Source organism: Leptospira sp. GIMC2001, assembly GCF_028462125.1.
Classification (GTDB): Bacteria; Spirochaetota; Leptospiria; order Leptospirales; family Leptospiraceae.
On record NZ_CP115468.1, the window covers coordinates 2,882,404 to 2,902,929 of the forward strand.

22 protein-coding genes and 1 pseudogene are annotated in these 20,526 nt (G+C 37.4%); 17 read left to right on the forward strand and 6 right to left on the reverse strand.

Features of this window, described 5'->3' with window-relative positions; all coding sequences use genetic code 11:
* The first annotated feature begins 228 nt into the window (after window positions 1-228).
* Together O4O04_RS14745 and O4O04_RS14750 are read left to right on the forward strand one after the other, a co-directional pair.
* The gene (locus tag O4O04_RS14745) at window positions 229-1,881 is read left to right on the forward strand and encodes a hypothetical protein (RefSeq protein WP_272532539.1); all 1,653 of its coding nucleotides are present in this window, start codon (window positions 229-231) and stop codon (window positions 1,879-1,881) included.
* Window positions 1,882-2,089: 208 nt separating this feature from the next.
* The gene (locus O4O04_RS14750; protein ID WP_272532540.1) at window positions 2,090-3,493 is read left to right on the forward strand and encodes a PP2C family protein-serine/threonine phosphatase; all 1,404 of its coding nucleotides are present in this window, start codon (window positions 2,090-2,092) and stop codon (window positions 3,491-3,493) included.
* A 1-nt stretch (window position 3,494) separates the two neighbouring features.
* Here O4O04_RS14750 and ispF read toward each other — a convergent pair whose 3' ends face one another.
* From ispF to O4O04_RS14765, 3 genes are read right to left on the reverse strand one after another with little or no spacing between them, the layout of a single operon-like run.
* A complete protein-coding gene (gene ispF / locus O4O04_RS14755) occupies window positions 3,495-3,980 on the reverse strand; it encodes a 2-C-methyl-D-erythritol 2,4-cyclodiphosphate synthase (RefSeq protein ID WP_272532541.1) in 486 nt (161 codons plus the stop codon).
* Between the two features lie 15 nt (window positions 3,981-3,995).
* Complete coding sequence (gene nadA, locus O4O04_RS14760) at window positions 3,996-4,985, reverse strand: quinolinate synthase NadA (protein ID WP_272532542.1); 990 nt, start codon at window positions 4,983-4,985, stop codon at window positions 3,996-3,998.
* A gap of 2 nt (window positions 4,986-4,987) precedes the next feature.
* Window positions 4,988-5,545, reverse strand: a complete 558-nt coding sequence (locus O4O04_RS14765) for a hypothetical protein (protein WP_272532543.1) — start codon at window positions 5,543-5,545, stop codon at window positions 4,988-4,990.
* A gap of 114 nt (window positions 5,546-5,659) precedes the next feature.
* On the opposite strand from O4O04_RS14765, the gene O4O04_RS14770 reads away from it, so the two are divergent.
* The 10 genes from O4O04_RS14770 (at window position 5,660) to O4O04_RS14815 (ending at window position 14,774) form a co-directional block, all read left to right on the forward strand.
* On the forward strand, window positions 5,660-6,241 hold the full coding sequence (locus tag O4O04_RS14770; RefSeq protein ID WP_272532544.1) for a penicillin-binding protein activator LpoB: 582 nt from the start codon (window positions 5,660-5,662) through the stop codon (window positions 6,239-6,241).
* Complete coding sequence (locus O4O04_RS14775; protein ID WP_272532545.1) at window positions 6,231-7,667, forward strand: COG3014 family protein; 1,437 nt, start codon at window positions 6,231-6,233, stop codon at window positions 7,665-7,667. The genes O4O04_RS14770 and O4O04_RS14775 overlap by 11 nt, the downstream gene beginning before the upstream one ends.
* Window positions 7,664-8,362 carry a Rossmann-fold NAD(P)-binding domain-containing protein gene (locus O4O04_RS14780; RefSeq protein ID WP_272532546.1) on the forward strand — a complete coding sequence of 233 codons (699 nt, stop codon included), beginning with the start codon at window positions 7,664-7,666 and terminating at the stop codon, window positions 8,360-8,362. The genes O4O04_RS14775 and O4O04_RS14780 overlap by 4 nt, the downstream gene beginning before the upstream one ends.
* A 21-nt stretch (window positions 8,363-8,383) precedes the next feature.
* Window positions 8,384-9,064, forward strand: coding sequence for a lysophospholipid acyltransferase family protein (locus tag O4O04_RS14785; protein WP_272532548.1), 681 nt, complete (start codon window positions 8,384-8,386; stop codon window positions 9,062-9,064).
* 87 nt (window positions 9,065-9,151) lie between these two features.
* On the forward strand, window positions 9,152-10,315 hold the full coding sequence (gene metK / locus O4O04_RS14790; RefSeq protein ID WP_272532549.1) for a methionine adenosyltransferase: 1,164 nt from the start codon (window positions 9,152-9,154) through the stop codon (window positions 10,313-10,315).
* A 183-nt stretch (window positions 10,316-10,498) separates the two neighbouring features.
* Window positions 10,499-11,470: a transketolase family protein gene (locus tag O4O04_RS14795; RefSeq protein ID WP_272532550.1), complete on the forward strand. Its 972-nt coding sequence runs from the start codon at window positions 10,499-10,501 to the stop codon at window positions 11,468-11,470.
* A 31-nt stretch (window positions 11,471-11,501) separates the two neighbouring features.
* Window positions 11,502-11,822 carry an ATP-dependent Clp protease adaptor ClpS gene (locus tag O4O04_RS14800; RefSeq protein WP_272532551.1) on the forward strand — a complete coding sequence of 107 codons (321 nt, stop codon included), beginning with the start codon at window positions 11,502-11,504 and terminating at the stop codon, window positions 11,820-11,822.
* Window positions 11,823-11,900: 78 nt separating this feature from the next.
* The gene (locus O4O04_RS14805) at window positions 11,901-12,536 is read left to right on the forward strand and encodes a Crp/Fnr family transcriptional regulator (RefSeq protein ID WP_272532552.1); all 636 of its coding nucleotides are present in this window, start codon (window positions 11,901-11,903) and stop codon (window positions 12,534-12,536) included.
* Window positions 12,537-12,593: 57 nt separating this feature from the next.
* Window positions 12,594-13,994: an NfeD family protein gene (locus O4O04_RS14810; RefSeq protein WP_272532553.1), complete on the forward strand. Its 1,401-nt coding sequence runs from the start codon at window positions 12,594-12,596 to the stop codon at window positions 13,992-13,994.
* A gap of 18 nt (window positions 13,995-14,012) precedes the next feature.
* Window positions 14,013-14,774 (forward strand): slipin family protein, encoded by a 762-nt coding sequence (locus O4O04_RS14815; protein ID WP_272532554.1) that lies wholly within the window; start codon window positions 14,013-14,015, stop codon window positions 14,772-14,774.
* 8 nt (window positions 14,775-14,782) lie between these two features.
* Here the strand turns inward: O4O04_RS14815 and O4O04_RS14820 are convergent, their stop codons facing one another.
* The 3 genes from O4O04_RS14820 to O4O04_RS14830 form a co-directional block, all read right to left on the reverse strand.
* Window positions 14,783-15,496 carry a hypothetical protein gene (locus O4O04_RS14820; RefSeq protein WP_272532556.1) on the reverse strand — a complete coding sequence of 238 codons (714 nt, stop codon included), beginning with the start codon at window positions 15,494-15,496 and terminating at the stop codon, window positions 14,783-14,785.
* Between the two features lie 5 nt (window positions 15,497-15,501).
* The gene (locus tag O4O04_RS14825) at window positions 15,502-16,431 is read right to left on the reverse strand and encodes an alpha/beta hydrolase (RefSeq protein WP_272532557.1); all 930 of its coding nucleotides are present in this window, start codon (window positions 16,429-16,431) and stop codon (window positions 15,502-15,504) included.
* A gap of 90 nt (window positions 16,432-16,521) precedes the next feature.
* The gene (locus tag O4O04_RS14830) at window positions 16,522-17,214 is read right to left on the reverse strand and encodes an LIC_20245 family lipoprotein (RefSeq protein WP_272532558.1); all 693 of its coding nucleotides are present in this window, start codon (window positions 17,212-17,214) and stop codon (window positions 16,522-16,524) included.
* A gap of 50 nt (window positions 17,215-17,264) precedes the next feature.
* On the opposite strand from O4O04_RS14830, the gene O4O04_RS14835 reads away from it, so the two are divergent.
* The 5 genes and pseudogenes from O4O04_RS14835 to O4O04_RS14860 all read left to right on the forward strand — a co-directional run bounded on the left by O4O04_RS14835 (window position 17,265) and on the right by O4O04_RS14860 (window position 20,521).
* Entirely contained in the window at window positions 17,265-17,978 is a 714-nt protein-coding gene (locus O4O04_RS14835) for an LIC11073 family putative lipoprotein (protein WP_272532559.1), read from the forward strand.
* A 24-nt stretch (window positions 17,979-18,002) separates the two neighbouring features.
* A pseudogene (rsmI, locus tag O4O04_RS14840) lies at window positions 18,003-18,726 on the forward strand (16S rRNA (cytidine(1402)-2'-O)-methyltransferase).
* Window positions 18,727-18,746: 20 nt separating this feature from the next.
* Entirely contained in the window at window positions 18,747-19,067 is a 321-nt protein-coding gene (locus O4O04_RS14850; protein WP_272532564.1) for a flagellar biosynthesis anti-sigma factor FlgM, read from the forward strand.
* Between the two features lie 39 nt (window positions 19,068-19,106).
* A complete protein-coding gene (locus O4O04_RS14855) occupies window positions 19,107-20,273 on the forward strand; it encodes an iron-containing alcohol dehydrogenase (protein WP_272532565.1) in 1,167 nt (388 codons plus the stop codon).
* An 8-nt stretch (window positions 20,274-20,281) separates the two neighbouring features.
* A complete protein-coding gene (locus O4O04_RS14860) occupies window positions 20,282-20,521 on the forward strand; it encodes a hypothetical protein (protein ID WP_272532566.1) in 240 nt (79 codons plus the stop codon).
* Window positions 20,522-20,526: the final 5 nt, after the last annotated feature.

A 20,526-nucleotide genomic window follows, 5' to 3' on the forward strand; every position in this document is an offset into this window, starting at 1 on the left:
ACTCATACAATTTTACATATTCTCCAGACAAATCGAGCAAACCAAGGATGTTTTTTATAAAAAACGAAAGTTTTAAAAAGATATCGAATCAAATAAACCGAATAAATATTGAATTTTAAACAAATTTTTTTTAGACTTTGTAAATTTATTTTAACAAACCAGTCGACAAGAATCGAATTCAATTGACAAAAATTTCAGATTCCATTTAAACTAAGTTTGGAGACTGCCATGAAAATCATACGAATTCTTATTATTCCAATATTCCTCTTTGGAAACTGCATTCAATTTGATGATGGCGCTTTAGACCCAAATAGTGCGCTTTCTCAATTGCGGCTTTTACTTGGATTGGTGAGATCCAATTCATCGCTTCAGACAACGATTGAAATGAAACTCAAAAAAGGAGATTCTTCCACTTACGGTGGAAATCTATTAGAATATGGCAAGCAAGGTGTGCAAGCTTCAAGTCAAACTAATCGTTCCACACAAGAAACTAGAGCAATTGCAAATGCCTCAACTACGACGATACGCTCCGATGGATTTGTAAGAGTAGTACTGAGAGAATTGGGCGTCTTCGAATTTATTATAAAATCACCCACCGGAGTACAGATAGCATCTTTTGAATTGAACATCACTCGTGGTTTAGACAATAATTCTCTAGCCCTTTTGATCCCGTCAAATGTCAGTGGTGATATAGTAGTTGAGATAATATCAATCATACAATCACAATTAACTGACTCACAGACTTTAATTTCTATAGAAATTGCTGGTTCAATCGATTCTAAAATTTTTGGAATCGGAGTGACACAATTGAATTCTGATGGTGCGTCCAGTCGAAAAGCTTCAATTTTAGTTGGAGTAGATGGAAAATCTTTTGATGCTATACCAATTCCAAATGATAATTTTACTGAATCCATAAGCGCAGATTCTCCAACTACAATTTTTTATTTCCCATCTAATCCTATAAAATTTGGAACAAAATATTTCTTCCTAGTTCGACGATTTAATTTTTCCACAAATGAATTGAAGACATTTGCAATTCAAACAGATGGATTTACAATCAATTCAGAAGACGTCTACGAAGTTTCATCTCGGAATTCATCCTATCCTCGAATTGATAATACTAGAATATTCAATCTTTCTGATTTTCTCGTTTATGGAGAGCAAGATAATTCAAGCTTGATTCAAATGCGCTATGACACGAACCTTTTAAAGCCAGGTAGTAGCAATGGCGATCTTTATCCTGATTTAATCTATGTCAATCCTGGATTCGTAAGCACAAGCCATTATTTTGAACATAAAGGGGGATTGCTTTATTCTGATATGAACGCTTATCAAAGTTATTTATACTCAGCTAACTTTCCCACTGCGGAATACACTCTTTCTTACGAATCCAATCCAGATTTTCCAGGAGTGAGCCTCCGCACATTTGTCGTAAGCAAGAACCAACTCTTTCTCTTTCAATCCAAATCGGATGGACTTGGTCAGTATGATCTTCAAATATCTCAAATTTCCAACTCTGCTTTTGTGGGTGACTCAGTTACTGTAAGCTACTCGGTTGAAATAAAAACTCCATTGGTTATCAATCAGAGAACTGCATTAAAGGAATTTGGATCTAAATTTGCCTATCCACTTTTCGATTTTTCCTTATCCCAAGTTGGTTTGATTCTAGGTGAGAACAATTCTTGGTCATATATTTCGATATTACCTCAATTAGAATTGGACAAAATTGAAGATTACAGACCAAATAATTTAATTGAATCAGGCAATAAATTATATTATTATAATATTAAATTTATTTCTGGAAGCGCTCCGATCATTCAAGTCAAGTCGACAGACAATGGACCAACTTGGGATTCCTACCAGGACGTAATCATCAATTGATTCCATCGAATTGCACTAAATTTTCCTGTTTGGAGCCTTCTATTAAACTTCAGGATTCCCATTTTTTAATTTCTACATAAATATTATTCTTAGAATTCTATTTACGTTAAAAATCTTAAAAAATTACCTAAAATCCTGGATTTGTCCTATTCGTTTAGTCTTATTACTGCATAAGAATCAGATTGCGAATAGATTGAGGAAAAAGTTCATGATTGATTTTATTTTAGGTAACTTAAGTCCCAAAATTTCGTTTTTAAGTAATATTGATAAGAATCGCCTATTCAATGAACTGCTTCTATCGAATTATCGAAATGCCAAAACGATGATTCTGATTCTTATAACAATTCATATACCAATATTTTACATAGATTATTCTAAGTATAATACAGTTGGTTGGATTGAAGTTCCGACTTATAAAACAATATTTTTATTTCACTTAGCATTGATTGGAATTCTAGCATTAATCTTGCCGTTCATACTGTACTGCCTAAAGAATCGATCATTTGGAATATTTGGACAAATCCTCACTCTATTTATTTTTTCATTTGTCTATCTGTGGTCTTTATTATTTTCTATAAATGATTTTTTCCATTTTAAAGATTTCTCAATATATATAATTGCAAGTTTCGGCTTGCCGTTGCTATTTAGGTTTCGTGGCATTGTTCAAGTTGGAATTTCATTAGCATTTCATCTAATATTCATTAGTCTTCTATTCTACTATTCAACTCATATATCTGAAATCGAGGGAGTGCTCACCAACTCATCAATTGCAATGATTTTATCGATTGTAGTTGCTCGCGTCAATTTTAATTATAAAGTGAATGAGTATATATCCCTTGCAACAATACAGAATCAAAATGATAGAATCAATCAACAAATCCAGATCATCCAAAATGATATTGAAATGGCAAGTGAGATCCAGATAAATACTCTTCCAAAAATCGATTCATTGAAAGATTTAAAAATTGATATAGACCTAATGTATCTCGCTTTGGAAAAAGTCAGTGGAGATTTTTATGATTTTTTCCAACGATCGAAGAATTCGTTTAGAATTTTTATAGCAGATGCAACAGGTCATGGAATCCAAGCAGCTCTAATTACGATGATCATAAAAACTGAATATGAAAGAATAAAAGATTCTTATGATGATCCCAAAGAGATACTAAATAGACTGAATGTAAGTATTCTTTCTATATTCAAAAATACGGAAGCACCTTACTCTTGCTTTATTATAGATATTGACTATGACAAAAAGTTATTCCAATACAGTTCGGCTGGTCATCCAACTCAGCTACTTTTCAATGGAAAAGAGATCATGGAACTGAATTCTCTTTCACCAATGCTTGGATTTCGAAATGATATATCGATCTTAACCAATCGCTTTCCTCTAGAAGAATCCTTTAAACTCTTTCTTTATACAGATGGACTCACAGAATCTTATATTAGAGGTAGAGATATTTATGGTCTCAAAAATCTTAAAGATGCATTCTCAGAATCTAGAGACTTGAATGCTAAGGATACGAATCATCTCATTTATCAAAAAGCAAAATCATTCTTAGGATCCGATGATTTTACAGACGATGTAACTTTGATCTCGATTGTGGATTCTTAATCTATTTGGATTTTTCCAATAATACTGAAGAAAGAACCATCATACCTTCAGCCCGCCCCAGAGAGCCCATACCTTCCATCGTTGTTGCCTTAACTGAGACTAGTCCAGCTTCCAAGCCAAGAATTCCAGCGATTGATTCAATCATCTCCCGGCGCACTGGAGAAATTTTGGGTCTTTCAGCAACAATAGTAATATCAATATTGGATATATGAAATTTTTTCTCTCTCATTAAATCTAAAGTTTTCTCAACAATCAATTTGGAATTCATATTCTTCCATTTAGGATCTGTGTCTGGAAAATGGTCTCCGATATCTCCAAGTGCCAGTGCACCTAATATTGCATCGGCGAGACTATGTAGCACGATGTCTGCATCACTATGCCCCATCAAAGCGTATTCAGAATCAATATGTAGGCCGCCCAAAATCATTGGACGCATTGGCTCATGAACCAATTTGTGAAAATCTATACCATTTCCGATTCTAAACATATTTAAACCTTATTTTTATTTTTTGAAAGAGATTTCTAACATGCGATTAACAGCATTTCTTGCTTTCTCAATGATATCTTCATCAATGAGGATCTCAAACGTTTCATTGATTAAACTATTTTTAATTTTTTCTAGTGTGATCTTCTTCATATGCGGACAAGTCTGGCAAGTCGAAACAAAATATTTATCTGGAAACTCCATTCGTAAATTATCACCCATTGAACACTCTGTTATCAAGAGAATGTTTTTGGATGGTGCTTGCTTAACAAAATCAATCATCTGGGAAGTAGATCCAGAAAAATCAGAATAATCAACAACTTCTTTCGAACATTCTGGATGGGATATAACGGTCACATCCCCACCTAATCTCTGTCTGGTGATTTGAATATCCAAAGGTGTATACATTTCATGAACCATGCAGCGACCCGGATGCGATATAATTTTTTTCTTGGTCAATTTTCGCATATTGTCCGCTAAATATTCGTCTGGAAGAAAAATTACTGTATCGGAATCTATTGCTTCTATGATCTGAGCCGCATTTGCTGATGTACAGCATATATCTGTCTCAGCTTTAACAGCAGCTGAACAATTGACGTAAGTCACAACAGGTACACCTGGATATTGGGCTTTGATTTTTTTCACTTCATCACGAGTGATTGATTCTGCAAGTGAACATCCTGCTTTTTCATCTGCAATCAATACCTTTCTATGCGGCGATAGAATCTTTGCAGTCTCTGCCATAAAATGAACACCATTGAAAAGTATAATATCTGCATCCACTTCTGCCGCAGCTTTAGATAAGTATAATGAATCTCCAATTATATCAGAAACACCATAAAACACATCCGGCGTCATATAATTGTGTCCTAGTAGAACTGCATTTTTCTCTTTTTTCAATTGATTGATTTCTCGAATAAGAGGTATCATCTCATCAATTTCCGAAGGGATATAAAGCTTGGAAAGCTTGCTTATAACTTCTTTTTCTGTGAAATTTGCAGTCGGCATAATCAATCCACCTTCAACCAATCATTAGGATATGTAGTTCCCGAATTGACAAGCCCAGATTCAGCAGTTGGAGTTTTACCATTCACCGATCTACACTTCTCGAAGCAATCGATCCAAACAATTACATTCGAATTTGTAACTCCTCCAGACACAGCAGCATTCTGTCCGCGTTGAGCTAGTCTGTAGTCTCTTGCGTTGTTGAACCGATTCTCGTTGCATTTGGTCAAGGCATTGTAATTGAAATTGCATGAATCAAAGCAGCGAATGTATTTTTCTAAGATCTCATCGCTTCGCAAACTGCTAGGCTCAATTCCATTCCTAAAATTTGTCACGAAATTGCTGTCACAAGATACGACTGGCGAAGTCTGATTGCCTATACAAAGGTTTTCGGTCTGGATAAATTTTTCACAGGCTGATTGTACTCCTGGTTGATTCTGTAAGAGCAGAGTAATTAGCTCCGATTCCTGATCGTTATTTTTTTTATTACTGCATGATAGGGTAAAACACCCTACCAAAGTTGAGATTAAGATTAAAAGCTGGATTTGAGTTCGAAATTTCATGATTTTCTCTAGTATAGACCCAACTGAATTGCTGTAAATTTTTTTTTCGTCTTGACACCATCTAGGGCGAGAGTGGATTATTCAACGGGATAAAGGAAAATTTTAGGAGTGATTATGTTTCGCTTTACCGTATTGATACTACTCGCATTATTATTGACAACCTCATGCTCCAGTGGAGCTAAGCGACTAGACCTAGAAACAGACCTAGTTTCTGATTCTGGCGGTCTGACTAGACAAGAACTTGAGAAAGCTGCTGCTCGTTTCGGAAAAGAAATTGGTGCCTATTTCAAAGAAAACCCTCGTGATGAAGGAATTTTTGTCGCCCATTTCCCGACTCGAAACAATACAACCGAAATGATTCCCACAGAATTTTTCGATAATAGTTTTGTTTCTCAGCTAATTAGAAATAAAATATTTACTGTTAGAACAGACACTCGCGAGAAATCCATCAATGAGATGACCTTCTCGCTTTCTGGAATGACTGGGAACAGATTGTCCCTTGGCAAGATGAAATCACCGAACTTTTTCGTTCGATGTGATATCGACGAAAATATATTCACCGTTAAAGGCGATCGTATCGTGGAACAAACAGTTAATATCGAATTGGTGGAAGTTGAGACTAATATCGCAGTTTGGAATGAGCGAGTTGCTTACCGTAAACAAGCAGTCGTAGGGAACAGGGGAGTTGGCTGGTAAGAACCTAAGCTTTCTCCATAAGCTAGGTCTCTGGGTATCACTTCTTACCTTAGGGACCTGCGCGACTGGATACAATGCGATCATCCAAGATACAGAAAAACTGTATTATAGTGGAAACTATGATGCAGCGATTCCTAAGATTCGATCTCTTGCGAATGATTCCGATAACAAGGACAGACTGCTCTACTTAATGGAAGCCGGTATGATTTTTCATACCAAAGGTGATTATGAATCTTCGAACAAAGCATTTATGGATGCTGAGAACGTTGCAGACAATATCAAAGTTAGTGTAACTCGTCAAGGTCTATCTTTTCTTCTCAGTGATAACGAAAGTAATTTCACTGGTGAAGATTTCGAAAGGGTTTTAATCAAGTTCTATATTGCTCTAAACTATATATTTCTCGGGGAATTCGAAAATGCAAAAATCTATTTCCGTAGGCTAGATGTAGAATTAAGAGAAATGAAATATGTCCAAGGCAAATACAAACAAAATTTATTTGCTCGATATCTAGATGCCGTCCTCTCAGAAACATTGAGCCGATACAATGATGCCCGAGTTCAATACAAAAATATTCTAGAAATTGAACCAAGTTTTAGTCAAATCAAAGGTGATAAATATGTTCTTGCAGTCAAAGAAAATGATTCAAGAACACAAGCCGCACTAGCAAGCAATCAGAATTTAGTTACTGCATTCAATCGAAATATGCAACCCGTTCCCTACAATACGAAAATGGGTGAAGTAATCATCATCAATCAAGCGGGCAAAGCTGCAGTAAAGGAATCCAGAGGTAAATTACTCAATGATCAATTTTTTGCAAGTAGTTTGAAAGTCTCATTGGATTCTTCTATCCGAGCAAAAGGTGGTGCAAGTTCAGCGGGAGTTACAGCTTCGGGAGTTCTTGCGATGATGGCGTCAGCTGAGAATCCAATTCCAATATACAAAGTACGCGATCCTAAATCTGCAGCAGTAAAACCCATTCTACTTGGCGGAAGACAGGTGGGAACTACAACTATCATGAATGATTATTCAGATACTGCGATGAAGAGTTTTAATGAGAACTACAACACAATCGTTGCAAAAAACGTAGCTTCCATCGCAGTTAAGTTAGTTGCAGCTGCAATTGCATCCGAAGCGTTATCTAAAGAAATAAAGAAGAATCAGAAGAACGAACTTGCAGGAAGCCTTATTTCATTAGGTGTTGGGCTTGCTGCAGGATACGCAGCCTCCTCTACAATTGCACCAGACCTCAGAAGTTGGCATCTATTGCCGTCCAACTACCAAGTCAAACGTATGCATCTAGAACCTGGAGAATACACAATTGAACTTCCTGGAAGTAAATTACCGGATGGAAGCTCAAGTATTAAAGTTATGGTTGAATCAGGAAAAGTCACTTTTCTCAACTATAGAACTTTCGTCGAAGAATGAATTCATTATTAATAGGTGGATCAGGTCTTGTGGGTTCTTGGGTTATACAATTGTACCCTACGTATTTCCCGATGGGTCAGCTCGTTGTATTTATTAGAAAATCCGCATCTAGTTCTTTTAACTCCCAAAATTTCCAATCGCAAAACATACAATTTGTTGAAGTGGATTTTGATGACGAGAGCACTTGGGATAGAAAATATCTTTCCAATACTGAAACTCTAATCTGCACACTCGGCACAACAATCAAAAAAGCTGGATCCAAACAAGCCTTTAGAAAAGTAGATTATGATTATCCTTTAGCATTTGCTAAGTGGAGCCTAAAACATTCCTTTAAACGCATGAGCATCGTTACGGCTATGGGTTCGAATAGTAAATCAGGTATTTTCTATAGCCAGGTAAAGGGTGAATTGGAAGAAGAACTTGCTAAATTAGAAATTCAAAATCTTTCAATCTTTCAACCTTCTTTGATTTTGGGAGATAGAAAAGAGAGAAGAATTGGCGAAGAAATAGGCAAAATAGCTGCGGGGATCATTCCCTTCTCTCTGTTCGGCCTAGATAAAATAAAGCCAATTCAAGCTGAAGTGATTTCCCGGGCAATACTTGCCAATTTGCAAACCTCTATAATATCAAATATTCCGAATATTCAAATTTTTGAATCTGATGCAATCCAGAAATTTGCAAAGCCGGAAACATAAAAACAAGGATTAGATCTTTTTATGAAACCAGCCATTCTCAGTTTTCTTATGATGCTCATTCTCCGATTTTGGTTCAGTTTTATACGAATCAAAGAAGTGATTCTACCTGATTCAACAGCGGATCTAATCAATAATAAGAAAGGATATATATTTGCAATTTGGCATAGCAATATGGCGTCACTTGTTGTTTACTTTGCAAATTTTATCCTAAGAAAAAAGAAAAATCCAGTTAGTCCCCTAGCCTCGCATTCTAAAGATGGGGAGTTTATCAGTCTTACAGTTTCGCGATTTGGTTTCAAAACAATCCGTGGATCTTCTTCTAAAGGTGGCGCGGCCGGTGCACTAGGCCTTCTTCGTGCAGCCAAATCTGGAGTGATACCTCTGATCACTGTTGATGGCCCGAAGGGTCCAGTATATACTGTAAAACCAGGAATCGTAGAAATTGCGAGTCTATCTGGGCTTCCTGTTGTAATTCTTATGACGAGCTTTGATCGCTTCTATGAATTTTCGAAATCATGGGATAAACATAGATTTCCTAAATTTTTCGCCAAACAATACTTAGTTTATTCTGAGCCAATTTACATACCGAAAAAATTAAATGAAAATGATCTAATTCTCTATACAAAAAAGATTCAGGACAAAATGAACGAGATATGGACAGATTTAGAAGCGAGAATGATTGCGCTACAGCCTCAGCAGTGACTCGTTCTAAAAAATGACCCAAAATCCTTGACTCACTGACCTCACTAGAAAAAATATCCACTATAGTAGAAAAAAGCAGGAGATTTCATGTCACTCAACAACTATATTTTCACATCTGAATCCGTTTCTGAAGGTCACCCGGACAAAATCTGTGATCAGATCTCCGATGCTATTTTAGATGCATATCTAGCCCAAGATCCTAAATCCCGTGTTGCATGCGAGACACTCGTTACAACAAATCTTGTAGTTATAGCTGGAGAGATAACCAGTAAAGGTAAAGTCGATACATCTGAAATTGCAAGAGATGTTATAAGAAAAATCGGATATAATGATATCGCAATGTATTTCGATGCAGATTTCGCAGTTGTATCATCTCATATTCATAGACAGAGCCCAGACATTGCACAAGGTGTAAATGAGGGAGAAGGATTGCACACAGAGCAAGGAGCTGGAGACCAAGGACTCATGTTTGGTTTTGCAAATTCTGATACTCCAGAACTTATGCCAGCTCCAATCTATTACTCGCACAAACTGCTTGAAGTTCTAGCTGGACTCAGACATTCAGGGAAGATCAATTGGCTGCGACCAGATTCTAAGTCTCAAGTAACCATTCAATACGAGAATGGTAAGCCAAAGAAAGTGGATACTGTCGTAATTTCTACACAACATACTCCTGGTGTAACCCATAAACAAATTGAAGAAGCAGTAATTGAAGAATGTATCAAGAAAGTGATTCCAAAAGAATTGCTTGGAAACCCAAGATACTTCATCAACCCAACTGGTAAGTTTGAAATTGGTGGTCCTCATGGCGATGCAGGCTTAACTGGACGTAAAATCATTGTCGATACTTACGGTGGTATGGGACGACATGGTGGTGGTGCGTTCTCTGGAAAGGATCCGTCTAAAGTGGACAGATCTGCGGCATACATCGGTCGTTATATTGCGAAGAACGTTGTAGCTTCTGGACTTGCGGAAAAATGCGAAGTGCAACTTGCATATGCAATTGGAGTAGCGGAACCCGTATCAGTTCTCGTTGATACTTTTGGAACGAACAAAATATCCGAAGAAGAAATCCAAAAAAGAATTCGATCCACTTTTAAGTTAACACCAAAAGGTATAGTCGAGAGTTTGGATCTTTTAGGAAAAGATAGAAGATACCAAGACACTGCAAGTTATGGTCATTTCGGACGAGAAGGCAAAACTTTCTCTTGGGAAAAAACCGACAAAGCAGAAGAATTAAAGAAAGGCTAAGAATAAACCCTTCATCAAAATATTAAAATGATGAACCCAGAACCGTTCGTTTGGAACTGGGTATGGTGAAGGGAAATGGATATCCGTGTAAGGAATCCGTAAAAGCTTTTCAAGAATTGATTGATAGTTGTATTGATATTGATTTGAATGTAAATAGAGTAATTATAGGAAGTATTTGACCATATGGGAGCACCTAGCCAATCTACCACCGATAAAAAAGCAACCCGAGACGCTTATGGGGAAGCCTTAGTTGAGTTAGGTGACGAACGAAAAGACGTCGTAGTATTAGATGCTGATCTATCGGGTTCCACGAAGACTGCCGACTTTCGCAAAAAGTATCCAGATAGATTCTTCAACGTTGGTGTAGCAGAACAAAATCTTGTAGGTCATGCAGCAGGACTTGCGCTTGCTGGATTTACTCCTTTTGCATCCTCTTTTGCAATGTTTCTATCAGGTAGAGCTTGGGAAGTTGTTAGAAACTCAGTCGTCTATCCTAAATTGAATGTGAAGCTTGTTGCATCGCATGGTGGAATAACCGTTGGAGAAGACGGAGCATCTCACCAATGCATTGAAGATTTTGCTATAATGCGAGTTATACCAGAGATGACAGTAATATGTCCATCCGATTTTAATGAGACGAAACAAGTAATTAAAAAGATCGCAGAATTCAAAGGACCAGTTTATGTTCGAGTAGGTAGACCACCCATTCCACTCATTCATAGAGATAACTACCAATTTGAAATTGGTAAAGCTGAAGTCCTAGCTGAAGGGACGGATGTCTTGATCATTGCAAATGGTGTGATGGTGTCTGAAGCGATTGAAGCACTTCCTCTCTTAACCCAAGAGGGAATATCAGCTACGCTATTGAATATGGCTACAATCAAACCGATTGATCGTGAGAAAATCCTAGCCTATGCCAAGAAATGCGGAGCAGTTGTTACATGCGAAGAGCATAATGTTGTCGGTGGACTTGGATCCGCAGTTTCTGAATTCTTGTCAGAAGAATATCCGGTTCCTATAATAAAATTAGGCATGAAAGACAGTTTTGGTAAATCGGGAACTTGGTCAGGGTTGATGGACTATTTTGGCCTCAGAGCAAAGAATGTTGTTGAACATGTCAAGATCGCAATTCAAAAGAAAAAGAATCCTGCTTGATCTAAAGTTCTCTATCTTATACAATTGAATCATGGCCTCGGTCGCACTACCAGGTATAGATATTTCCACAGAAGTAAAACCTCCTAAACCAGGAGGGCCTTGTCGAGTTGTACTTTGGGACGACAATGAGCATACTTATGAATACGTGATTGAAATGTTAGTTGAAATCTGCCAAATGACGGTTGAACAAGCATTTGAACATGCTGTAGAAGTGGATAATAAGAAAAAAACCATCGTCTTCTCTGGAGAATTCGAGCATGCGGAACATATTCAAGATCAAATTCTAAACTATGGACCCGATATTCGTATGCAAAATTCTAAAGGGTCTATGACAGCAACTCTAGAAAGATAGAAAAACTCCAATTTAGTATTTATTTTTTTCATTTAAAGCTGTTGAATTATTTAATGCTTAGAAATATATTTACTAGATATGAAATTCTCAGAAGAACTCATCAAGAAAAAAGGTAAAAATTTCAAAGCTGGAGAAATCATCTTCGAAGAAAACGATCCAGCAAATGAAATGTACATCTTGATCTCAGGTTCAGTTGGAATTCACAAAAGAATCAATGATGCCTATAAATTACTTATTGAACTAAAAGCTGGTGATATGTTCGGAGAGATGGCGCTAATAGACAATAAACCCCGAAGTGCAAGAGCCGTAGCAATAAGTTCATCTTTATTATTTCCAGTTACTGAAAATTTGCTACAACAACTAATCCAAACCAATTCAGAATTTACTCTTCGTTTGGTGAAGATTCTATCCAATCGATTAAGAGAAGCCAATTATCAAATCACTGCCCTTCTAAAAGGGGATAGGAAAAATATAGTAAAATCTAACCTCGCAACATTTGCGAATATTCATGGGAAACCCTTAAATAATGGATATGTTGTTGGCTTACAACCTTTTCTCAAATGGGCAATACTAAGAGCAGGCCTGGATCTAAAAGACATACAAGAAGCAATCAATCAATTGATTCGTGACCGAATGGTAAATCGCTTACCGAACGATCCAGGAAAACTTTTCGTTCTTGATTCATTAGGAAAATATGATATGGAAGCATCATAAATTATATTTTTTAAAATTGACTTTTTCTGGGTTTCATATGATCTAATAGCTAGATTTATGAAAAAATTCTACGCAATCACAATACTTCTATCCATCTTTTTACTAGGTTTTGGATTTATTTATTCCAACCTTCAAGCAGAAAATTTAGAACCATTACAACATGATTCATCGCAAGAGAAAAAAATTGTAATGAAGCTTACTTTGGAAGGTGCGATTACACCATCAAGCTTGGATCTGCTTTCCGAAGCATTGGACAAAGCTGAAGAAGCTAACGCAAAAGCTTTGATCGTATCAATGGATACACCTGGTGGACTTATGACTTCTATGGATAAGATGATTCGGAGAATACTATCTTCGAATGTTCCTGTAATCACATACATTTCACCCAGTGGTGCTTCCTGTGGTTCTGCAGGAGTTTTTATACTTTATGCATCACATTTAGCAGCAATGTCTCCTGCATCTAACATAGGATCTGCGACTCCTGTTCAAATGGGTGGAAGCTCTCCTGATGGAAAAGAACCGAGCAAACCTCAATCAAATGACATTCCAGACAAAGCTGGTACAGACGACCAAGTCAATCTAAAAAGAAAACTAATCAATCATGCTGTAGCGCAAATTAAAAGTCTCGCTTTATATCATGGACGTGACCCAAAATTTGCTGAACGATCAATAACTTTTGCTGACAATATCACATCCATCGAAGCAAAAAATAGATCTGTTATCGAAATTATTGCAGAGAATGATCAAGATTTACTGCAACAAGCAAATGGAAGAAAGATTCGTATGGTAACGGGAACCGTTACACTTGATCTACAAAATGTTGAGATCATCAATCTTGAGACAGATTTTCGTCAGGAATTCCTAAAGCTAATCGCCGATCCAAATATTGCCTATATTCTGATGATGATCGGCACACTCGGACTGATTGCAGAAATTCAATATCCAGGAGCTATATTTCCTGGCGTAGCAGGCGTTATATGCTTAATTCTCGGATTGTATTCCATGCATACACTTTCACTCAGCTATGCAGGAGTAGGACTCATGATGGTTGGGCTGATATGTTTTGTATTGGAAGTTAGCATCATGAGTTATGGAATGCTCACGATTGCTGGGATCATATCCATGGTAATCGGTGCAATGATGCTCGCGGATTCTGGAAACGAGATGGCTCGAGTATCTATCGGAATAGCACTTTCAACAAGTTTAGCAACAGGTTCGATAGCTGCATTTCTCGCATTCAAAGCACTTCAAGCTATGAAGCAAAAGCTGGCAAGTGGTGATGATTTTATGAAATCTCTTGTGGGCAAAGCTAATACAGATATTACGAAAGATTCAGGACAAGTTTTCATAAATGGAGAGATATGGCAAGGACGTTCCATAGATTCATCCATTCCAAAAGGATCACATGTCATTGTTGATTCGCGCGACGGACTTATACTTAGAGTCAAGATAAAATAAAAATATAGGAGTAAACGAATGGAATCATTTTTACCATTAATTGTTATTGGAATAGTTTTTCTTTCCATGTCTGTCAAGATATTGAAAGAATACGAGAGAGGAGTAATCTTTCGACTCGGAAGATTTTCGGCAGTAAAAGGTCCAGGTCTGATTGTTATCATTCCTTTTATTGATAAACTCAGTAAAATTAGCCTTCGAACAATCACGACAGACGTTGCACCTCAAGATGTTATCACGAAAGACAACGTTTCCATCAAAGTCAATGCAGTAATTTATTTCCGAGTGGTGGATCCTGCGAGAGCAATCATTCAAATAGAAGATTATCTTTACGCAACGCTTCAATTGTCACAGACAACACTTCGATCGATTATGGGACAATCCGAACTAGATGAGATCTTAGCTCAGAGAGACAAGATCAATGCAGAACTACAAGCTGTGATTGATGAGCAAACCGATGCTTGGGGCGTTAAAGTTACCATGGTTGAAGTCAAGCATATTGACTTACCAGAAAACATGCAGAGAGCTATGGCAAAACAGGCTGAAGCGGAGAGAGAAAGGAGAGCAAAAGTGATCAAGGCAGAAGGTGAGCACCAAGCGTCTGCTAAATTATCCGAAGCAGCTCAGGTTTTGGAATCGCATCCAATCTCGGTTCAACTTCGATTCTTGCAAACTCTCGTTGAGATTGCGGGTGACAAAACCTCCACAATTGTGTTGCCTATTCCTCTCGACTTGTTGTCACCTTTCATGGATAAATTGAAAGCGGATAATAATAAAAAATAAGAAAAGTTCTATATCTCACAGTCGACGATTGTGAGATATTCTTCATTCTCTACATCGTCCATTAGCCAAGTCCATTCCTCAAGCCAAGCAAGATCAGTTTTCTCCACTTCGCCAGGATAGGCATGGACACCCAATCTTCCCTTGTCATACCAATGATAATCTCGCAAAAAAGCATAAGGAAGAAAATTACCATATATATAATTTTGAAATTTGGGACTATAATTCATCTCAACTCGCGAAAAATCAATATCGACTTTTCTTGCAAGTGAACTAAATCTTGTTAGATTATTATTATCGGCAGGTTTCTGCAATTGACTATCTTCGAAAATTTGTTCCGGGTTTCTAATGATGATTCCATTCTTCAATCTTTCTTCTATTTTTCTTAGATTTAAAATATCGTCGGTTAGCAAATGATCTTTTAATGACAAGATTCCTTGCCAACGTCCACCGATTTCGTAACTTTTCCATTTACCATTTGGATTTAGAGTGGAAGTGTAAAAAAAGCCATCATCATTGAATCCTGCATCCAACCGCATAAAATCTGATAAGCACTGAATAAAAGTAGCAATATTATCTCTATCAACATTGTATTCTTTTTCAATCTTGATAATTTCAAATTCTTGCAGATACATCGGATACGGTTCAGAATCTTTGTGAATCAAAAAAGGATTCATCTGTTCATGAACATTTAAACCAACTACTACAAGAGAATAATGTGCCATGACAATTAATGCGTTGGTGCAAAGTTCTCCAAGAATTCAACAACAATTGATTCGTAGCTATTGAAATCATCGTTAATCGACTTAGCATGCGCTGAACCCCATCCAGTCAATGCGATCATTTTTTTATTACCTGGAATCGCATCAAATATCTGTTCAGAATGTTCGTGAGGAGTATAATCATCTGACCTAGAATGAATAATTAAAACGGGAACTTTAATATTTTTGGCGCAGGATACAGCATCTACCTCATCGGCTTTGAAATCTGCACGATTCTCCGCAAGTAAGAATGCTGTCGGAACAAAAGCTAACACAAATGATCCGTATATGTCAACACCTTTCTTCGCTATAATAGTTTTTAGGTTACTGAATGGGGAATCAGCAATTACAAAGGCAACTTTTTTACCAAGTCCAGCCATCAATAAAGATGTGACGGCACCATAGGACTCACCTAACACACCAATACGCTCTTCAGGAATACCAGAAATTTCTGAGAAATAATCGAAAGCGTTTTCTAGATCAAACTTTTCATAAAAACCAAATGTTCCAAATTCTCCAGAAGATTCTCCATGATGCCTGTGATCGAAAGCGAAAATACTGCATCCTCTTTTCCAAAATATCGGAGCATACTTCATAACCCCCCATCTGGTTCCAGTGAATCCATGCAAAAGAATCGTTCCACACTTCTTTCCTTTTGGATTTTTGAAATACCATGCCTTCAATTTGATGGGACCATTTTGAAAGCTATGTTCTTCAGGTTCAGGGAGGGAAAAGCCAGCCAGTGTATTGGCAGTTTGCTTGTTTCTATCCTCATCCATTGCTCTAACCTTGAATGCAACGATTTCACTCGAAAAGAAATAACTAATTCCCAAATACAATAAGGAAAAAATTACTGTTAACGATCCAATGCTTATGTATATTTTTGCTTTTTTACTCATGGCTTTGGATAGATTGCATATTTATTCAAACAATTGCAAACGCAAAAAAATATTTTATTGAGCTCCCATTATTCATTTATATTTAGTAAATTACAGTAATCCTGCTCGTTTATATGCTTCTTCTTTTTCACGAGTGATCTGGGCTGCTTGAGCTTTGATTCCTTCCATAACATCTTGGAACTTTTTGTCCATCTCTTCATTGGCTCCACCCTGTGTATCAACCAAGTATTCTATAATTTCTAGTCGATCTTTCGATTGCTTCTCCATGTTCGAATAATAGTATTCTATATCTTCCGCCTTTGCATTGTTAGCTAAAACATTTCTAGTTGCCTGGGCTAGTTTCTCTGCTTTTGCTTCTTGCTGAGCCTTCACATCAGGGGTCAATCTTTTTGGTATTAGATCATTTCCTGGAAATGCTTCACGAAGACGATCAAATTGAGCCATGGCTTCTTCTGGATAGGGCTTTCCAGTTTGCGGGTTGATAGGAATCTCGCCAGATTTTCCATCTTTATTTGCCTGCTCTTCTTCATAAGTCATCCCACCGGAATTATAGAAGTCAGAATCAAAAACAGACTTGCTGTCTGCATCTCGCACGCCCATCGGATTGCCTTTTGGGTTGGAATTGGCACCGCCAGAAGAGGATCCTCCCAGCAAGAAAGAAAGATCTTCTGATCGTATGGCTTTTTTCTTTTTATCGCTATCGCTTGTTGAAAACAAAAAATAAATTAAAATTATAAATGCAAAGAACATACCCACATAAGTAAGTTTTTTCTGAATTCCCATTCTGTTTTTTTCTCCTTTACTCTAGAGGATTTTCACAAATCCTATCCCTAATGATAAGCTCTCTTAAGAAGCAAATATGTATAGCGATTTTGTCAGTAGTTTTTATATCCTGTGGCACGAATACTGACACTCCCGTTGCACCTTTTGTTTTCTTGGTTCCCGTTGCTGTTCCTCAAATTTTTACTGTATTACCTTCAACTAGCAATGTGAATGCAGACGGAACCATTGTCGGCAGTCCTAGCCTGTCCGCTAAACCTGATTACTTCCTGCATTATTTTGTAACGAATCGTGAACCACAGTTTGTAGGTTATAATCTCTACATATCCACGACCACACCGTCATTAGCTGAGACACTCGCTGGCGAATATTTAGAAGATGGAATTCCACCTTCATTCGCACATTTACCCATTGAAAATTCCACCGAAGCCAATAAAGTCGTCATAAGAAAAATTAAAAACTTTGCACCACCACCTGGCCTCGTACCATTTCAACAATGCCTTGTTTATACTTTTACTTTGCGATCACTACTCAACTCTGGTTTAGTATCTAACCAATCAACTCCTGTGAGCAAGTGCTCATCCATTAGACCCAATTTCTGTGAAGTTGGTTCTGGTTGCAATTCTCTCGCCTGCTCTGTTCCCAATTGTAGCAGTCCGTCCAGTTGTCCTGTTGGTACAAACTGCAATCCATGCAATTACCCAGGAACTGAAGAATTTGGATGCCAATGCCCAGCCGGAGTGGATCCTCCTGGTTGCAATCGTTAATTTGCAAAATTAGAATATTTTAATATGTCTGCCAAAATTCAAATCGGTAATTTCTATGTTGTAGCAACTCCTATTGGGAATAAGGCAGATATTACTTTAAGAGCAATTGAAAAATTCAAAGAAGTCGATTTGATTCTTTGTGAAGACTCAAGAACAACCATTCCACTTCTCAAAGACTTGGGAATCACTACGCAGGCTAAGACTCTACACAGATCTTCCGATCCGAATTATTTTGAATGGATATACGATGGTCTGCGAAAGGGTCAATCTTATTGCTTGGTGTCGGATGCGGGAACTCCTGGCTTATCTGACCCTGGATCAAATGTTGTGCGCTTTCTTCGCTCTAAGAATATCAGCTGCATACCAATTCCAGGTGCGAGTGCTCTAGCGGCAATCGTAAGCATCTCAGGGTTCCAAGCCAATCCCACAATTTTCCTTGGGTTTCTGTCCGAAAAAAAAAGGAAAGAAACGGTCTCAGCTAGAAGCATCCAAGCAAATCGATGGACTCATTGTCTGCTACGAATCTGTTCACAAAATGCCAGTATTGATTGAAATACTCTGTGATGTCTTTCCGAATCAGGAAATTATCATCGGAAGAGAGTTGACTAAATTGCATGAAGAAGTATTGTACTACGAAAGTCCGGAGAAAATGAGAACAAATCCCCCGAATTTAAAGGGAGAATTTACGATTTTAATCAATAATCATGGAAAATTTTCACTCAAGCATTTACCTGAAGAGCCGATATAATAATATAGAGGGTAGAAAAAATGAATATTGATAGAATTGGAAGAGTTGGTGGCTCAGGCTACGAACCAAAAAAAGCATCTACAACACCTAAGTCAGAGACAAGTCTTGGACAAGACAGCGTAACAATTTCCGATGCAGCGAAACAGCTTTCAATGGAAGCTAAAGTTCGTCAGGAAGTTACAACAATTGCTAAGCAGATTTTGAATGAGCCAGAAACTCAAGAGAAAACCGACAAAATCAAAGCAGTTAAAGAGAAATTAAAAAATGGCGAATATGATGAATTGAGCCCTGAAGTTTTAAATAAAATTTCTGAAAGGATTACTGAGGTTTTTCTAGGTTAAAATTTCCCTAGCCTCTATCCTTAAGACTCTATCCTCTACATGCCAGTCTTACCGGAATGGATAAACTTCAATTTTCCTCCAAAAATCCACTTTGAAATAGATTGTACCTACAAGTCGGGAACCCTCGTAAAAAACGTTGGTTCTCGCATCATTCTCTTATCCACTCAATCAGAAATGGAAAATCCTGATGAGCTTACCATTATCAAAACTAGTTTAGAAAAACATGCAGATGGCGTGATCGTCTATGACGACATTGAAAAAGTTGCAAACTTCAAAGATTTAGACAGTGCATCTTATTTCGCAAGAATTGCAAATGCAAATTGTATAGTAGTCTATGGTGGATTTGAATCCATCAATGCAGGCAAAGCAATTGCATTATTGGCAACAAATGATTGTTTCGCAGAAGAATTGTTTGGTGGACGAAAAGCAATAAAAAATCCACCACTTCCGCTTGTAGTAATTCCTACAAGACCTGTCATGGGCAATGAGGCAAGTCCTTTCCTAACCATTACCGATGATCGGGATCGCAATAGAAAATACATATCCCACGAATGGTTATTTCCAACCATGATTATCTGTGATCCAAAAATTTCAGTTGGACTTTCGACATCCGATATTGCAAAAACTGGAATTGCAATTCTATCTGCTGCTGTTGATTCCCTACTTTCGAAGTATTCCAATGACCTAACCAATTCCAATGCACTAAGAGCAATTGAATTGGTTTCAAAAAATATCATTCCTGCAATTCGTGAATCGAAGAATATGGGATCTAGAAGCGCATTGTATTCCGCAAGCCTACTTACGGGAATTGCTCAATCCGTTAGTTCGCTTGGTTTATGTTATGCGCTCTCTCTCTCTGCGTCAACAATAACAAATCTAGATATTTATCAATCCATGGCGATTCTACTTCCCCATGTTATGGAATACAACCTGACATCTTCTGCAGGAAAATATGTTCATATTGCAAAAGCTTTGGATGAAGATGTTTCCAATATTTCGGTTATTGAAGCTGCGATTAAAGCTGTGGAAGGAATTCGAAAGATTTACCTTGAACTAAAAATTCCTCAAAGACTTTCCGAATACGAAGTAAAAAAAATTGATTTGCCGGGTATAGCAACTCTTGCTTCTACCTACAGTTTTTTGGACAGTCTTCCTCGTGAATTGCCAAAAAATGAGATTGAAACCATTCTCGTTGCCGCATATTAGTATTATAGATGATTCAACTCAATTATTTTGAAATTCTCCTACGGGATGAATTCGACCTTTCTGATCGCGATGCAAGAAGGATGGATCGAGCGGTTCATGATATCGCTCATTCCGTAGGCATGGAAAAAAGAGAAGTCTTTGATTTTATTAAATTTGGCTGTGAATCGGATATGAAGAAACTAAATGAAAATTACGATTGGAAGGATTTTCATAGAAGCATAGTATTAAGGCTCAAAAAGCAATTCTAAACTGC

Coding starts and splice junctions, on each gene's coding strand:
- O4O04_RS14820 (WP_272532556.1), bottom strand. CDS start 15,496: ATGGCACATTATTCTCTTGTAGTAGTTGGTTTAAATGTTCATGAACAG.
- O4O04_RS14860 (WP_272532566.1), top strand. CDS start 20,282: ATGATTCAACTCAATTATTTTGAAATTCTCCTACGGGATGAATTCGAC.
- O4O04_RS14785 (WP_272532548.1), top strand. CDS start 8,384: ATGAAACCAGCCATTCTCAGTTTTCTTATGATGCTCATTCTCCGATTT.
- nadA (WP_272532542.1), bottom strand. CDS start 4,985: ATGCCGACTGCAAATTTCACAGAAAAAGAAGTTATAAGCAAGCTTTCC.
- metK (WP_272532549.1), top strand. CDS start 9,152: ATGTCACTCAACAACTATATTTTCACATCTGAATCCGTTTCTGAAGGT.
- O4O04_RS14745 (WP_272532539.1), top strand. CDS start 229: ATGAAAATCATACGAATTCTTATTATTCCAATATTCCTCTTTGGAAAC.
- O4O04_RS14765 (WP_272532543.1), bottom strand. CDS start 5,545: ATGAAATTTCGAACTCAAATCCAGCTTTTAATCTTAATCTCAACTTTG.
- O4O04_RS14780 (WP_272532546.1), top strand. CDS start 7,664: ATGAATTCATTATTAATAGGTGGATCAGGTCTTGTGGGTTCTTGGGTT.
- O4O04_RS14855 (WP_272532565.1), top strand. CDS start 19,107: ATGCCAGTCTTACCGGAATGGATAAACTTCAATTTTCCTCCAAAAATC.
- O4O04_RS14850 (WP_272532564.1), top strand. CDS start 18,747: ATGAATATTGATAGAATTGGAAGAGTTGGTGGCTCAGGCTACGAACCA.
- O4O04_RS14800 (WP_272532551.1), top strand. CDS start 11,502: ATGGCCTCGGTCGCACTACCAGGTATAGATATTTCCACAGAAGTAAAA.
- O4O04_RS14830 (WP_272532558.1), bottom strand. CDS start 17,214: ATGGGAATTCAGAAAAAACTTACTTATGTGGGTATGTTCTTTGCATTT.
- O4O04_RS14815 (WP_272532554.1), top strand. CDS start 14,013: ATGGAATCATTTTTACCATTAATTGTTATTGGAATAGTTTTTCTTTCC.
- O4O04_RS14825 (WP_272532557.1), bottom strand. CDS start 16,431: ATGAGTAAAAAAGCAAAAATATACATAAGCATTGGATCGTTAACAGTA.
- O4O04_RS14770 (WP_272532544.1), top strand. CDS start 5,660: ATGTTTCGCTTTACCGTATTGATACTACTCGCATTATTATTGACAACC.
- O4O04_RS14750 (WP_272532540.1), top strand. CDS start 2,090: ATGATTGATTTTATTTTAGGTAACTTAAGTCCCAAAATTTCGTTTTTA.
- O4O04_RS14795 (WP_272532550.1), top strand. CDS start 10,499: ATGGGAGCACCTAGCCAATCTACCACCGATAAAAAAGCAACCCGAGAC.
- ispF (WP_272532541.1), bottom strand. CDS start 3,980: ATGTTTAGAATCGGAAATGGTATAGATTTTCACAAATTGGTTCATGAG.
- O4O04_RS14805 (WP_272532552.1), top strand. CDS start 11,901: ATGAAATTCTCAGAAGAACTCATCAAGAAAAAAGGTAAAAATTTCAAA.
- O4O04_RS14835 (WP_272532559.1), top strand. CDS start 17,265: ATGATAAGCTCTCTTAAGAAGCAAATATGTATAGCGATTTTGTCAGTA.
- O4O04_RS14810 (WP_272532553.1), top strand. CDS start 12,594: ATGAAAAAATTCTACGCAATCACAATACTTCTATCCATCTTTTTACTA.